The 13,961-nt window shown below is 68.0% G+C and carries 13 protein-coding genes; 11 read left to right on the top strand and 2 right to left on the bottom strand.

What is annotated here, in order from left to right; translation table 11 throughout:
• Positions 1 to 42 precede the first annotated feature (42 nt).
• Positions 43 to 1,002 (top strand): glycosyltransferase family A protein, encoded by a 960-nt coding sequence (locus QRD43_RS19230; RefSeq protein ID WP_285984116.1) that lies wholly within the window; start codon positions 43 to 45, stop codon positions 1,000 to 1,002.
• A 1-nt stretch (position 1,003) separates the two neighbouring features.
• Positions 1,004 to 1,648 carry an acyltransferase gene (locus QRD43_RS19225; protein ID WP_285984115.1) on the top strand — a complete coding sequence of 215 codons (645 nt, stop codon included), beginning with the start codon at positions 1,004 to 1,006 and terminating at the stop codon, positions 1,646 to 1,648.
• Positions 1,649 to 1,713: 65 nt separating this feature from the next.
• On the opposite strand, the gene QRD43_RS19220 is transcribed toward QRD43_RS19225, so the two are convergent.
• A complete protein-coding gene (locus QRD43_RS19220) occupies positions 1,714 to 2,676 on the bottom strand; it encodes a class I SAM-dependent methyltransferase (protein ID WP_285984114.1) in 963 nt (320 codons plus the stop codon).
• Between the two features lie 329 nt (positions 2,677 to 3,005).
• Positions 3,006 to 3,656, bottom strand: coding sequence for a GntR family transcriptional regulator (locus QRD43_RS19215; RefSeq protein ID WP_285984113.1), 651 nt, complete (start codon positions 3,654 to 3,656; stop codon positions 3,006 to 3,008).
• Positions 3,657 to 3,799: 143 nt separating this feature from the next.
• Here QRD43_RS19215 and scpA point away from each other — a divergent pair, with 143 nt between their 5' ends.
• From scpA to QRD43_RS19170, 9 genes are all read left to right on the top strand, one after another.
• On the top strand, positions 3,800 to 5,971 hold the full coding sequence (scpA, locus tag QRD43_RS19210) for a methylmalonyl-CoA mutase (protein ID WP_285984112.1): 2,172 nt from the start codon (positions 3,800 to 3,802) through the stop codon (positions 5,969 to 5,971).
• Between the two features lie 8 nt (positions 5,972 to 5,979).
• Positions 5,980 to 6,414 (top strand): GNAT family N-acetyltransferase, encoded by a 435-nt coding sequence (locus QRD43_RS19205; protein WP_342399051.1) that lies wholly within the window; start codon positions 5,980 to 5,982, stop codon positions 6,412 to 6,414.
• Entirely contained in the window at positions 6,411 to 7,505 is a 1,095-nt protein-coding gene (gene meaB / locus QRD43_RS19200) for a methylmalonyl Co-A mutase-associated GTPase MeaB (RefSeq protein WP_285984110.1), read from the top strand. The genes QRD43_RS19205 and meaB overlap by 4 nt, the downstream gene beginning before the upstream one ends.
• A 10-nt stretch (positions 7,506 to 7,515) precedes the next feature.
• Positions 7,516 to 9,048: an acyl-CoA carboxylase subunit beta gene (locus tag QRD43_RS19195; protein WP_285984109.1), complete on the top strand. Its 1,533-nt coding sequence runs from the start codon at positions 7,516 to 7,518 to the stop codon at positions 9,046 to 9,048.
• A gap of 7 nt (positions 9,049 to 9,055) precedes the next feature.
• The gene (locus QRD43_RS19190) at positions 9,056 to 9,652 is read left to right on the top strand and encodes a hypothetical protein (protein WP_285984108.1); all 597 of its coding nucleotides are present in this window, start codon (positions 9,056 to 9,058) and stop codon (positions 9,650 to 9,652) included.
• Positions 9,653 to 9,706: 54 nt separating this feature from the next.
• Positions 9,707 to 11,782: an acetyl-CoA carboxylase biotin carboxylase subunit gene (locus QRD43_RS19185; protein WP_285984107.1), complete on the top strand. Its 2,076-nt coding sequence runs from the start codon at positions 9,707 to 9,709 to the stop codon at positions 11,780 to 11,782.
• An 8-nt stretch (positions 11,783 to 11,790) separates the two neighbouring features.
• Positions 11,791 to 12,261: a VOC family protein gene (locus QRD43_RS19180; protein WP_285984106.1), complete on the top strand. Its 471-nt coding sequence runs from the start codon at positions 11,791 to 11,793 to the stop codon at positions 12,259 to 12,261.
• A gap of 25 nt (positions 12,262 to 12,286) precedes the next feature.
• Positions 12,287 to 12,871, top strand: coding sequence for a DUF3267 domain-containing protein (locus tag QRD43_RS19175; RefSeq protein WP_285984105.1), 585 nt, complete (start codon positions 12,287 to 12,289; stop codon positions 12,869 to 12,871).
• Positions 12,872 to 13,013: 142 nt separating this feature from the next.
• Positions 13,014 to 13,949, top strand: coding sequence for a LysR family transcriptional regulator (locus QRD43_RS19170; RefSeq protein WP_285984104.1), 936 nt, complete (start codon positions 13,014 to 13,016; stop codon positions 13,947 to 13,949).
• The last annotated feature ends 12 nt before the right edge of the window (positions 13,950 to 13,961 follow it).

Here is a 13,961-nt window from a genome sequence, read left to right as displayed (position 1 = left end):
ACGGGGCCGGGCCAGCGCCTGGACCACTCTTTTGATGGCGCCATGCAGATCACGACACTCATCCCGGCCTACAAGACCAAATACCTGGCGGAACTGCTGACGGGGCTGCTGACGCAGACGCGCCCCAGCGAGCGGGTGATCGTGTCGGATGACAGCCCGGACGGCAGCTTCGGCGCGCTGCTGCGGGACGGGCCATTGGCAAGGTTTGCATCCCGGCTGCCGCTCGAGATCCATCCCGGACCGCGCGCGGGGGCCTACGAGAACTTCAAGCACCTGGTGAAGCTCTGGGGAGGCCAGACCGAGCTCGTTCATATTCACCTGGATGACGATGTCATCTACCCCGACTTCTATGCCCAGCACCGCATGGCGCATGCCACGGGAGACTCCATCTCCTGCAGTGTCAGCGCGCGCTGGACGGCCAATGAAAAGGGGCAGCCGATCGAAGGCATGCCCATCCCGGATGGAATCTTCCACGCGCAAGCCCGGATGATGTCGGTCGGACCCATGGCCTTGATCTCCAGTACCGTGCCGTATTGCCAGAATTGGCTGGGAGAATTCTCCAACTGCGTCTTCCGCGCCGAGCATGCGGGCCTGCTGTCGGACACCCAGTTCGGCGGCGTGTCCTACGCCGGGCTGTGGGATCTGGGCTTCTTCATCGCTGCCAGCCTGCGCCAGCCGCTGGCTTACATCCAGGACCGGCTGGGCTATTTCCGGGCCGGTGGCGAGGGGCATTCGGCCCAGGTCAACGGCAAGCACATGAAGGCGGCCCACCTGGGCTACGCCGCCCTGGGCGTGGGCCTGGAGCGCCTGGGTCGCATGAACGAGGCCCAGGCGCGGCTCTGCTACGACGGCATCGCCTCCGCCTTGGCGGCCCGCTACGGCGGCCAGGAGGATATGCAACCGTTTGCTGCGCTGCTGGCCCGCATGGCGCGCGGTGACGCCGACGCCCGCGACGCGTTCGTGGACGCCTGGCAGGCCTTCCTGACCCTGCACGGATTCTGAGATGAGCCTCATGCAACGCCTCGAACGCTGGCGCGGGATGATCAGCCGCCTGCCGGCCCTGGAGCTGGAGGGCGCCGTGAGGGCGCTGCTGGTCCATTTCTTCTTCCACACGTCCGACAAGCAGCGGGTGGAGCTGGTGGGCGAGGGACCGCGCACGATCAATGTGCTGACCCCGACGGTCTTCAAGGGCGCCGGCGCCTTCCGTCTCAGCAACCGGGCCGTCTTCGGCGTGCCGCGCTCGCCGGGCAGCCTGTCGTGCAGCTACTTCGAGGCCCGCACGCCGGAGTCGCTGATCGAGATCGGCCCGGGCACCGTCTTCAACAACCGCTGCGTGCTGATCTCGGAAGGCGCCTTCATCCGCTTCGGGGCGGACTGCCTGGTCGGTCAGGAGCTGCAGATCTTCGACAGCCACCTGCACGACCTGCGTCTGGCGCACCGCCGCTCGCCGGACCCCTCGCCGCGGGGCGTGGAAATCGGCAGCCAGGTCTTCATCGGCGCCCGGGTGACGATGCTCAAGGGTGTCCGGATCGGAGATGGCTGCATCATCGCCGCGGGCGCGGTGCTGACGCCCGGCTTCGAGGCGCCGCCGATGACGATGGTGGGCGGCAATCCGGCCCGGGTGCTGGGGCCGGTGCCGCAGGACTGAGCGACCCGGAGGGGCGGCATGAAAAAGGGCGCTGTGTGCGCCCTGTTGTCATGGCTGGATGCGCGTCAAGACTCGTCGGTGAGGCGCAGCAGGTAGGTGTCCTGCGCGCGCGTGGCCCGCACGACGCGGCGGCCATGCTCGTTGACGGCGAGGTACAGGTCGATGGACCCCTTCTGGGCGATCTGGGCCTGCAGCGCTTCGGGGACGTCGTAGCCGATGGTCGAGGCCGGCTGGTCGGCCCCCTGCTTCTGGGGCGACAGGCCGGTGTACTCCCAGCTGCCGAGCATGGAGCGGCGAGCCCAGCTGTCATCGGCGGGCAGGGCGGTGCCGCGGTCCACGGCGCGGCAGACGATGGAGATGAAGCCGCACTCCTTGCCGGGCACATACAGGGCGGCATCGGACGGGTGGCGGCTGTAGAGGCAGTCGATGGGCGCGAAGTTGAAGTAGCGCAGCATGTACTCCAGCAGCGGGATCGAGGGGTACCAGAAGGTGTTGGGCTCGGTCTGGAGCTTGCCGGCGGTGTTGAAGTGCATGACATCGGACTGCTCGTTCACGACGTTGGTCGAGAGCATGAACAGGCCGTTCTTCTTCACCAGCGGGCGGGCGCAGGCCAGCGTGTGCATGGGCGAGAACACGTGGTAGAGCACGCCGGAGAGGTTGACGTAGTCGAAGGTGCCCTCGTTGGCGAGCTTCTGGTGGAGGTCGTACATCAGACCGACCTCGCGGAAGTCCCAGTCGGCCTGGTAGGCCTTCTTGAGCCAGTCCATCTTCTGGGCGCAGTGCGGCACGGCATCGGTGGCGAGGACGCGACGGGCGCCCTTGCGGTTCATCAGGACGGGGATGACGCCTTCCATGCTGCCGAGGTCGAGGCAGTCCTGGCCCTGGAGGTGGGCCTGGCGCATGAGCATGCGCGGCATGTAGGGGAAGTCGGGCGGGTAGGTGCCCTGGGCGACGAGGCCGGGGGAGAGCTCGACGGTGTAGTACCACCATTCCTTGGCGGCCTGGGCCAGTTCTTCGTTGCTGAGCATGAGGTGGGCTCCTGTCCTTGGACGACGTGGCAGCGGCGCCTGCGGGCGGGGCTGCATACCGGGAGTCTGCCCTGGGTGGTGGGGAGTGATCGGGGCAGGACAGGGGCGGGGAAGGGGCATTTCCAACGTTTGGGGAGCGGCATGCCTTGACCGGCGCGCCGCCGGGACGCGGGCGGGCACGATTGCTCCATGTCCTCCGTCCCGCTCCGCGGGCCTCCCCCTTCACTTGCGCAATCGCGCCCGCCCACGTCCCGGCTCCTTCGTCACCGAGCGGGCCAACGATCAGCGGTGCTGCCGGGGACGGTGCGGCCTCCGGAGCGTGTTGGAGGTCAGGCGGCCTGCGGCGCCGCCGCATTCAGCCCGTTCTCGAAATGCAGCCGCATGCGCTGCGCCACCTGCTCGGGGCGGCGCTCGACGAGGGCCTGCATGAGGTCCCGGTGCTCCTGCAGCGATTCGGCCAGGCGGCCCTGCTTGAAGAGGGAGTGGTGGCGGTTGAGCTTCATCACGCGGCGCAGGTCGGTGACGATCTGCTGGCGCCAGCGATTGCCCTCCAGCTCCAGCAGGCGCAGGTGGAAGGCCTCGTTGAGGGCAAAGAAGCGCTCGCGCTCGCCGATGGCCGCCTCCAGCTGGGCGTGCAGGCCCTGCAGCTCGGCCAGTTCCTGGGCGCTCGCGCGCTCGGACACGCGCGCGGCGGCGTCACTTTCCAGCAGGGCCAGCAGCTGGTAGGCCTCGCGCACATCACGCTCGGACATCTCGGTCACATAGGCGCCACGGCGGGGGCGCATGGTCACCAGGCCTTCGACAGCCAGCACTTTCAGCGCCTCGCGCATGGGCGTGCGGCTGATGCCCAGCTCGCCACAGAGCTTGAGCTCGTCGATCCAGCTGCCCGGCTCCAGCGTGCGGCCGAAGATGCGCTGGCGCAGCTGCTCGGCCACTTCTTCATAAAGCGGACGCTGGGCAAACGGAGGGGTGGCCGGCATGGTGGCGGTACGGGTGAGGTCGAAGGGGCGCCAAGGCGCTGGCGACGCTTCGAAAGCGCCGTCGCTGTCAGAGTGTAGTCAAATTTGAATTCATAATTATGAATAACGAAGGCGATATGATGCGAGGCCTTCAGGAGTCGTCAATGTCTGATTCGTCCAACGCCAAGCAAGAATTCGCCGCCGCTTCCCTGGAGCAGTGGCACAAGGCCGCTGCCAAGTCGGCCCCGGGGGGCGATGTCGCGGCCCTGAACTGGGTGACCCCCGAAGGCATCACCGTCAAGCCGCTCTACACCGCGGCGGACACGGCGCACCTGCCGCATGCCGACACGCTGCCGGGCTTCGAGCCCTTCCTGCGCGGCCCGCAGGCCACCATGTACGCGGTGCGCCCCTGGACGATCCGCCAGTACGCCGGCTTCTCCACCGCCGAGGAATCCAATGCCTTCTATCGCAAGGCGCTGGCCGCGGGTGGGCAGGGCGTCTCGGTGGCCTTCGACCTGGCCACCCACCGTGGCTATGACAGCGACCACCCCCGCGTGACGGGCGACGTCGGCAAGGCCGGCGTGGCGATCGACTCCGTGGAAGACATGAAGATCCTGTTCGACGGCATCCCGCTGGACAAGGTCTCCGTCTCCATGACCATGAACGGCGCCGTGCTGCCCGTGCTGGCGGGCTATGTGGTCGCGGCGGAGGAGCAGGGCGTCTCGCAGGACAAACTGAGCGGCACCATCCAGAACGACATCCTCAAGGAGTTCATGGTCCGCAACACCTACATCTACCCGCCCGAGCCGTCGATGAAGATCATCGGCGACATCATCGAGTACACGAGCCAGCACATGCCCCGGTTCAACTCGATCTCGATCTCGGGCTACCACATGCAGGAAGCGGGCGCCAACCAGGCGCTGGAGCTGGCCTTCACCCTGGCCGACGGCAAGGAGTACGTGAAGACGGCGCTGGCCAAGGGCCTCGACGTGGACGATTTCGCCGGCCGCCTGTCCTTCTTCTGGGCCGTGGGCATGAACTTCTATCTGGAGATCGCCAAGATGCGGGCCGCCCGCCTGCTGTGGTGCCGGATCATGAAGGGCTTCAACGCCAAGAACCCCAAGAGCCTGATGCTGCGCACCCACTCGCAGACCTCGGGCTGGTCCCTCACCGAGCAGGACCCCTACAACAACGTGGTGCGCACCACCATCGAGGCCATGGCCGCGGTCTTCGGCGGCACGCAGAGCCTGCACACCAACTCGCTGGACGAGGCCATCGCGCTGCCCACGGAGTTCAGCGCCCGCATCGCCCGCAACACGCAGCTGATCATCCAGGAAGAGACCCACATCACCAACGTCGTCGACCCCTGGGCCGGCAGCTACCTGATGGAGTCGCTCACGCAGGACATGGCCGACAAGGCCTGGTCCATCATCGAGGAAGTCGAGGCCATGGGCGGCATGACCAAGGCGGTGGACTCCGGCTGGGCCAAGCTCAAGATCGAGGCCAGCGCCGCCGAGAAGCAGGCGCGCATCGACTCCGGCAAGGACGTCATCGTGGGCGTCAACAAGTACCGCCTGGCCAAGGAAGATCCGGTCGAGATCCTGGAGGTGGACAACCTCAAGGTGCGCGACGCCCAGATCGCCCGTCTTCAGGCCATCAAGGCCAGCCGGGACAGCGCTGCGGTGCAGGCCGCGCTGGCCGCGCTGACCGAGGCCGCCCAGTCCGGCCAGGGCAATCTGCTGGACCTCTCGATCCAGGCCATCCGCCTGCGCGCCACGGTGGGCGAGGTGTCGGACGCGCTGGAGTCGGTGTATGGTCGCCACCGTGCCGACACGCAAAAGGTGACCGGGGTGTATGCCGCTGCCTACGATTCCGCCGAGGGCTGGGCCAAGCTGCAGGCCGAGATCCAGGCCTTTGCCGACGATCAGGGACGCCGTCCGCGCGTGATGATCGCCAAGCTGGGGCAGGACGGCCATGACCGCGGCGCCAAGGTCGTGGCCACGGCCTATGCCGATCTGGGCTTCGACGTGGACATGGGCCCGCTGTTCCAGACCCCCGAGGAATGCGCCCGCCAGGCCATCGAGAACGACGTGCACGCCGTGGGCGTCTCCACGCTCGCCGCCGGTCACAAGACCCTGGTGCCGGCCATCATTGCCGAGCTGAAGCGGCAGGGCGCGGACGACATCATCGTCTTCGTCGGCGGCGTGATCCCGCAGCAGGACTACGACTACCTCTACGAAGCCGGCGTCAAGGGCATCTACGGCCCCGGCACGCCCATCCCGGCCAGCGCCAAGGACGTGCTGGAGCAGATCCGCAAGGCCGCGGTGGCGGCCTGATGCTGCCCATGTCGCTGAGCCTGACGCCGGTCGCGGCCGAGGACTTCGAGGCGATGCTGGCGCTTCGCGTCGAGGCCCTGCGCGAGAGCCTGGAGCGGCTGGGCCGCTTCGATCCGCAGCGGGCGCGCGAGCGCCTGGCCTCGCAGTTCGAGCCGGCCTGCATGCAGCACATCGAGCGCGATGGCCAGCGCATCGGCTTCGTCACCGTCAAGCCCCTGGCCGACGGTGCGCTGAAGCTGGAGCACCTCTACCTCCGCCCGGGCTCGCAAGGGGAGGGCGTGGGGCGCTGGGTGCTCGACGGCGTGAAGCGCCAGGGCCGGGACATCCACCTTGCCGCACTCAAGCACAGCGATGCCAATCGCTTCTACCTGCGCGAGGGTTTCGTGCCGGTGGGTGAGAGCGACGTCGACATCGACTACCGCTGGAAGGCAGGTGCCGCATGAGCCTGGCGCCAGCCATCCTCGCAGGCCCCGGGCCGACCCAGCGCCGTGCCATGGCCAAGGCCATCACGCTGCTGGAATCGACCCGTGCCGACCACCGTGCGCAGGCCGACGCGCTGCTCGGCGAGCTGCTGCCGCATACCGGCCGCTCGCTGCGCCTCGGGATCTCCGGTGTGCCGGGTGTGGGCAAGAGCACCTTCATCGAGGCGCTCGGCCTCTTCCTCATCGAGCGCGGTCATCGCGTGGCGGTGCTGGCGGTGGACCCGTCCAGCACGGTCTCGGGGGGCTCCATCCTCGGGGACAAGACCCGCATGGAGCGCCTCTCCATGGACGAGCGCGCCTACATCCGACCCAGCCCCAGCAGCGGCACGCTGGGCGGCGTGGCCGAGAAGACGCGCGAGGCCATGCTGGTCTGCGAGGCCGCGGGCTTCGACGTGGTCATCGTCGAGACCGTGGGCGTGGGCCAGAGCGAGACCGCCGTGGCCGGCATGACGGACATGTACGTGCTGCTGCAGTTGCCCAATGCCGGCGACGAGCTCCAGGCCATCAAGAAGGGCGTGATGGAGCTGGCGGACCTGGTGGTGATCAACAAGGCCGACGTGGATCCGGCTGCGGCCACGCGCGCGCAGGCGCAGATCATGTCTTCGCTGCGACTCCTCGGCATGCACGGCAGGCCCGAGCATGCGGCGCACGACGAGACGCTGTGGCATCCCATCGCCATGCAGCTCAGCGCGTTGAAGTTCCAGGGGCTGAAGGAGTTCTGGACGGCCGTCGAGCAGTTCCGCCAGCGGCAGACCGCCGGCGGCCGCTGGGACGCCAAACGCCAGCAGCAGGCCCTGGCGTGGATGTGGGAACGCATCCAGGGCGGGCTCAGGGCCGCCTTCATGGCCGACGCGTCCGTGCGCGCCCAGTTGCCCGAGACCACCGCCCGTGTGCTGGCCGGCCAGCTGGCGCCCTCGACCGCCGCGCGCGCGCTCCTCACCGCCTTCCACGGCCAGGCCCCCGGGCCCGCGCCGTCTTCCCCGACCTCCGATTTCCCCAGTTCCAAGGTGCCAGGTCTTGCCCACGCGGCAGTCCCCGGCGCTGCCTCGTGAAAGGACCGTTATGCACGACATCCAACAAATGCTTGAAGAGAAGCGCGCCAAGGCGCGGCTGGGCGGTGGCGAGAAGCGCATCGCCGCCCAGCACGCCAAGGGCAAGCTGACGGCGCGTGAGCGCATCGAGCTCCTCTTCGACGAAGGCACCTTCGAGGAATGGGACATGTTCGTCGAGCACCGCTGCGTGGACTTCGGCATGGCCGACAACAAGATCCCCGGCGATGGCGTGGTGACCGGCTACGGCATGATCAACGGCCGCCTGGCCTTCTGCTTCAGCCAGGACTTCACCGTCTTCGGCGGCGCGCTCTCGGAGTCGCACGCCGAGAAGATCTGCAAGATCATGGACCAGGCCATGAAGGTCGGCGCTCCGGTGATCGGCCTCAATGACTCGGGCGGCGCACGCATCCAGGAGGGCGTGGCCTCGCTGGGCGGCTACGCCGACGTGTTCCAGAAGAACGTGCTGGCCTCGGGCGTGATCCCGCAGATCAGCCTGATCATGGGCCCCTGCGCGGGCGGCGCGGTGTACTCGCCGGCCATGACCGACTTCATCTTCATGGTGAAGGACAGCTCCTACATGTTCGTCACCGGCCCCGAGGTGGTGAAGACCGTGACGCACGAGGAGGTCACGGCCGAGGAGCTGGGCGGCGCCAGCACCCACAGCAGCAAGAGCGGCGTGGCCGATCTGGCCTTCGAGAACGACGTCGAGGCCATCATGATGCTGCGGCGCTTCTTCAACTACCTGCCGCTGAACAACCGCGAGAAGGCCCCCAAGCGCCCCAGCGGCGATCCGGGCAGCCGCATGGACATCTCGCTGGATACCCTGGTGCCCGACAACCCCAACAAGCCCTACGACATGAAGGAGTTGATCCTGAAGGTCGTGGACGACGGGGACTTCTTCGAGCTGCAGCCCGAGTACGCCAAGAACATCCTCACCGGTTTCGCCCGCATGGATGGCCAGACCGTGGGCATCGTGGCCAACCAGCCGCTGGTGCTGGCCGGCTGCCTGGACATCAAGAGCTCCATCAAGGCCGCGCGCTTCGTGCGCTTCTGCGACGCCTTCAACATCCCGGTGATCACCTTCGTGGACGTGCCCGGCTTCATGCCCGGCACCTCGCAGGAGTACGGCGGCATCATCAAGCATGGCGCCAAGCTGCTCTACGCCTACGCCGAGTGCACGGTGCCCAAGGTGACGGTCATCACCCGCAAGGCCTACGGCGGCGCCTACGACGTGATGGCCTCCAAGCACCTGCGCGGCGACGTCAACTTCGCCTGGCCCAATGCCGAGATCGCGGTGATGGGGGCCAAGGGGGCGGTGGAGATCATCTTCCGCGAGGACAAGGGCGATCCGGCCAAGCTCGCGGCCAAGGAGGCCGAGTACAAGGCCCGCTTCGCCAACCCCTTCGTGGCCGGCGCCCGCGGCTTCATCGACGACGTCATCCAGCCGCACGAGACGCGCAAGCGCATCTGCCGCTCGCTGGTGATGCTCAAGGACAAAAAGCTCGAGAACCCGTGGCGCAAGCACGGGAACATCCCGCTCTGACGTCCCGATGCTGCCCGCGCTCCTGCTCATGGCCGCCCTGACGCCCGCCGCTGCCCCGTCCGCATCGCCCGCGGGCGTGGCGGCCTGCGTGGCGCTGCGGGCGCTGCCGGCGCAGAGCCTGGACCTGCTGGAATCCCGCGGCACCGAGGACGGCCTCGCGGCCCTGATGGCGCTGGCGCAGACCGGCGGTGTGGCGGCCGAGGACCAGGCCTGGTGGCGCGAGCAGCTGGCGCAGGCCGCGGATGCGGACGGCGAGCAGCTGCGGCGCTGGGCGGAGCAGGGCTTCGAGCGCTGCGCGGCCCGCGTCGCGCCGCACAGCCACCCCGAGCAGCGCGCGCTGTGCGGCGCCGACCTCGATACGCTGCCCGTGATCCTGCTCTACCGCGCGGACGGCGTGGCGCTGGCCGATGCGCGCCGCGACCTGCGCGAGGGCACCGCCCTCCTGGCCGATGGGCTCGAGGTGGCGCGTGCGGAGTCCATGCTGCGCTTCAGCTACGAAGGCGCCGCGCCCCGCAAGGACGGCGCTGCGCGCTGGATGCGGGAGCGCCAGGAGGCCTGGGTGGCCCGCTGCCTGCGCACGATGCCGGCGGGAGCGCGTCCGTGAATCACTGTCTGAATTTCGAATCGAAGGCTGGCGTTCTGCCAGCTTGGAGGCACCATGTTTAAGAAGATCCTGATCGCCAACCGGGGTGAAATCGCCTGCCGCGTCATCAAGACGGCTCGCAAGATGGGCATCAAGACCGTCGCGGTCTATTCCGAGGCGGACAAGGACGCCCGCCACGTCGAGCTGGCCGACGAGTCCGTGCTGCTGGGCCCGGCGCCGAGCCGCGAGTCCTACCTTGTGGCCGACAAGATCATCGCCGCCTGTAAGGCCACCGGTGCCGAAGCGCTGCACCCCGGCTACGGCTTCCTGTCCGAGAACGAGGACTTCGCCCGCCGCTGCGAGGAAGAGGGCATCGTGTTCATCGGCCCGAAGCACTATTCGATCGCGGCCATGGGCGACAAGATCGCCTCCAAGAAGCTCGCGAACGAGGCCAAGGTCAGCACCATTCCCGGCCACAACGAGCCCATCCTCTCGCCCGAGGAGGCCGTCGAGATCGCGAAGAAGATCGGCTACCCGGTCATGATCAAGGCCAGTGCCGGCGGCGGCGGCAAGGGCCTGCGCGTGGCCTTCAACGACAAGGAATGCTTCGAAGGCTTCAGCTCCTGCCGCAACGAGGCGCGCAACAGCTTCGGCGACGACCGCGTCTTCATGGAGAAGTTCGTCGAGCAGCCGCGTCACATCGAGATCCAGGTGCTGGGTGATGCGCACGGCAACGTGGTCTATCTGCATGAGCGCGAGTGCTCCATCCAGCGCCGCCACCAGAAGGTGATCGAGGAGGCGCCGTCGCCCTTCATCAGCGACGTCACGCGCAAGGCCATGGGCGAGCAGGCGGTGGCCCTGGCCAAGGCCGTGAAGTACCAGAGTGCCGGCACGGTGGAGTTCGTGGTCGGCAAGAACCAGGACTTCTACTTCCTGGAGATGAACACCCGTCTGCAGGTGGAGCACCCGGTCACGGAATGCATCACCGGCCTCGACCTCGTCGAGCAGATGATCCGCGTGGCTGCCGGCGAGAAGCTCGGTTTCGGCCAGGCCGACATCAAGAAGGACGGCTGGGCGATCGAGTGCCGCATCAACGCCGAGGACCCGTTCCGCAACTTCCTGCCCTCGACCGGCCGCCTGGTGAAGTACCAGCCGCCCGCCGCGAACCTGGAGCAGGGCACGCCGACGCTGCAGGGCGAGGCCTATGCCGCCGGCCAGTTCGGGGGCGTGCGCGTGGACACGGGCGTGTACGAGGGCGGCGAGATCCCGATGTTCTACGACTCGATGATCGCCAAGCTCATCGTGCACGGGCGCGACCGCAACGAGGCCATCGCCAAGATGCGCGAGGCGCTCAATGGCTTCGTGATCCGCGGCATCTCCAGCAACATCCCCTTCCAGGCCGCGCTGCTGGCCCATCCGGACTTCGTCACCGGCAACTTCAACACCGGCTTCATCGCCCAGCATTACGGCGGCGGCTTCCGCGCCGAGGACGTGCCGCATGCGGATCCGCGATTCCTCGTCGCCCTGGCCGCCTTCATCCGCCGCAAGACGCGCGAGCGCGCGGCCGGCATCAGCGGCCAGCTGCCAGGCCATGAGGTGCGCATCGACAGCGACTGCGTCGCGGTGGTCAGCGAGGGCGCCGGCAAGCAGACCCATCATGACGTCCACGTGGCCGAGTACACCGGCCACAAGGGCGAGGCCATCGTCGAGGTCGGCGGCCAGCGCTACCAGATCGTCTGCAACTCGCGCCTGAACGACATCCGCCTCGAGGGCACGGTCAACGGGCAGTCCTTCGTCGCGCAGGCCGAGCGCGGCCCCGGCAAGAACCCGCTGGCCTACCGCGTCAACCACAACGGCTTCGCGATGGACGTCACCGTGCTTCCGAAGCGCGCGGCCGAGCTGCTGAAGCTCATGCCCTACAAGGCCCCGCCCGACACCAGCAAGTTCCTGCTCTCGCCGATGCCGGGCCTGCTCGTGCACATCGCCGTGCAGCCGGGGCAGCTCGTGCAGGCGGGTGAGCGCCTTGCGGTGATCGAGGCCATGAAGATGGAGAACATCCTCGTGGCCGAGCGCGATGTGAAGGTCGCCGAAGTCCTGGCGAAGACGGGCGAGAGCCTGTCCGTTGACCAGCCGATCCTCCGCTTTGAATGAACCGCGCCATGAGCCCCAAGCCCTATCGAATCCTCGGCATCCAGCAGATCGCCATCGGCGGTCCCGACAAGCAGGCCCTGCGCAAGCTGTGGGTCGACGTCCTCGGCCTGACCGTGACGGGCAACTTCGTCTCCGAGCGCGAGAACGTGGACGAGGACATCTGCGCCATCGGCAGCGGTCCGCACAAGGTCGAGGTCGATCTCATGCAGCCGCTGGACCCCGAGAAGAAGCCGGCCGTGCACGCCACGCCGCTCAACCACGTCGGCCTGTGGGTGGATGACCTGCCCAAGGCCGTCGAGTGGATGAGCGCGAACGGCGTGCGCTTCGCGCCCGGTGGCATCCGCAAGGGCGCCGCCGGCTTCGACATCTGCTTCATCCATCCCAAGAGCAACGACGAGTTCCCCATCGGCGGGGAAGGGGTGCTGATCGAGCTGGTGCAGGCGCCGCCGGAGGTGGTGGCCGCGCTGGGTTCAGCCTGAAGCGGGGGCGGCGGCGTCCGCTGGCATGAGGTTCCTGTCGACGTCGCCGACGGCGCTGGCCCGGGCCGATTTGGCGACGCCTGACCTGGCCGATGACGTCTCGCAGCTGATGCGGCATGGCAGCCGGCTGGGCCTGTATGGCATGTTGGCCGGTGTGCTCCTTTGGGCCTGCCTGGTGTTTCCTGAACTGGGCCTGTCACCGATGCTGTCTCGCAGTCCCGGGGGACTCGCGATCTCGGCTCTGCTTTGGACACTCACGCCGCTCCTCGTGTGCACGCTGGGCCATGAGTGCCTTCACCTGCTGGCGCTGCCGGCCCGCCTCCGCCGTCCGGACACCCTGCTCGTGTTCTGGCGGCGCCATCCGGTCTGGATGTCCACGGTCTTCGTGAAGATCGGCGGGCCCAAGACGCGGGGACAGTTCATCTGGATCTCGGTCTTTCCCTTTCTGGTCCTGACGGTTCTGCCCTTTGGGGCGCTGATGTCCGGCATCTGGAAGCCCTCGCTTCTGGTTGGCGTTGTCGCCGCCTGCAACATTTACAGCTCTGCGGTGGACCTGCTGCAGGTGTACATCCTCGTCCGCCGGGCCCCCCGGGATCTCGTGCTGCACTGATCGCTCGACCGCAATTTTTCAAGCGCCCGCTTGTCAGGGCCGAATAGCTTGGTATTCTTCGCTTTGCGCGAAGGCTTGTTTGGGTGATTGGGTAGTAACAAAGTCTTCCGCGAAGACTAAATTACTGCCAAGGCCACTCAACATGCGACTCGACCTCACCACCCTGAACCTCGTGCTGGCGATCGAACAGACGCGTTCGATCACCCGCGGCGCGGAGCGCGAGCACCTCGCGCTGGCCGCGGCGTCCAAGCGGATCTCCGATCTCGAGACGCGCCTGGGGGTGCAGCTGTTCGAGCGCCGCGCCCGCGGCGTCGAGCCCACCGAGGCCTGCCGCGCGCTGGTGCGGCACATCCGCTCGCTGCATGCCTCGCTGCATGCGCTCGAGAGCGAGGTGATGGAATTCGCCCGCGGCATCAAGGGCCACCTGCGCATCGTGGCCAACAGCGGCGCCATCGCCGAGGCCCTGCCGCCCGATCTGGTGGCTTTCTCGCAGGCCCATCCGCAGATCCGCATCAGCCTGGAAGACCTGACCAGCGCCGAGGTGCAGGCCGCCGTGGCGGAAGGGCGCGCCGATGTCGGCGTGTTCACCGCGCCGCTGCTGGACAGCCGCATGCAGACCTTCAACTACCGATCCGGCCGCCTGGCCGTGCTGGTGCCCGAGAGCCACGCGCTGGCCGAGCGCGCGTCGATCACGTTCGACGAGCTGCTGGACTACGACCTCGTCGGCCTGCACGCCGGTGCCGCCGCCCAGGAGCTGATGCGCGAGCAGGCGCTCGCCCGCGGCCGCACCCTCAACGCGCGCCTGCAGGTGCGCGGCTTCGACGCCATCGCCCAGCTCGTGGAAGCGGGCCTGGGCGTGGCCGTGCTGCCGCAGGCGCCGGCCGAACGATTCGCCCAGGTCTTCAAGGTCCGCCAGCTGCGGCTCGAGGAGGACTGGGCCAAGCGCGACTATGTGCTGGGCGTGCTGCGCCAAGAGCGCCTGCCCACCGTGGTCCAGCGATTCGTGGACGCCCTGTGCCCGCCCGAGACCCGGACCGAGACCACGGCCTCCACCCCACCCCTGCGCGGCAAGGCCTGAGCGCCCCCGCAC

It is taken from the genome of Roseateles subflavus, assembly GCF_030285365.1.
Classification (GTDB): Bacteria; Pseudomonadota; Gammaproteobacteria; order Burkholderiales; family Burkholderiaceae_C; genus Roseateles_B; species Roseateles_B subflavus.
Note: the sequence above shows the minus strand (reverse complement) of the source record. Positions and strands in the feature narration are given on the sequence as shown.

Bases quoted from the DNA above. Each gene is read 5' to 3' on its own strand.
- QRD43_RS19230 (WP_285984116.1), top strand. From the start codon at position 43: ATGCAGATCACGACACTCATCCCGGCCTACAAGACCAAATACCTGGCG.
- QRD43_RS19225 (WP_285984115.1), top strand. From the start codon at position 1,004: ATGAGCCTCATGCAACGCCTCGAACGCTGGCGCGGGATGATCAGCCGC.
- QRD43_RS19220 (WP_285984114.1), bottom strand. From the start codon at position 2,676: ATGCTCAGCAACGAAGAACTGGCCCAGGCCGCCAAGGAATGGTGGTAC.
- QRD43_RS19215 (WP_285984113.1), bottom strand. From the start codon at position 3,656: ATGCCGGCCACCCCTCCGTTTGCCCAGCGTCCGCTTTATGAAGAAGTG.
- scpA (WP_285984112.1), top strand. From the start codon at position 3,800: ATGTCTGATTCGTCCAACGCCAAGCAAGAATTCGCCGCCGCTTCCCTG.
- QRD43_RS19205 (WP_342399051.1), top strand. From the start codon at position 5,980: ATGTCGCTGAGCCTGACGCCGGTCGCGGCCGAGGACTTCGAGGCGATG.
- meaB (WP_285984110.1), top strand. From the start codon at position 6,411: ATGAGCCTGGCGCCAGCCATCCTCGCAGGCCCCGGGCCGACCCAGCGC.
- QRD43_RS19195 (WP_285984109.1), top strand. From the start codon at position 7,516: ATGCACGACATCCAACAAATGCTTGAAGAGAAGCGCGCCAAGGCGCGG.
- QRD43_RS19190 (WP_285984108.1), top strand. From the start codon at position 9,056: ATGCTGCCCGCGCTCCTGCTCATGGCCGCCCTGACGCCCGCCGCTGCC.
- QRD43_RS19185 (WP_285984107.1), top strand. From the start codon at position 9,707: ATGTTTAAGAAGATCCTGATCGCCAACCGGGGTGAAATCGCCTGCCGC.
- QRD43_RS19180 (WP_285984106.1), top strand. From the start codon at position 11,791: ATGAGCCCCAAGCCCTATCGAATCCTCGGCATCCAGCAGATCGCCATC.
- QRD43_RS19175 (WP_285984105.1), top strand. From the start codon at position 12,287: ATGAGGTTCCTGTCGACGTCGCCGACGGCGCTGGCCCGGGCCGATTTG.
- QRD43_RS19170 (WP_285984104.1), top strand. From the start codon at position 13,014: ATGCGACTCGACCTCACCACCCTGAACCTCGTGCTGGCGATCGAACAG.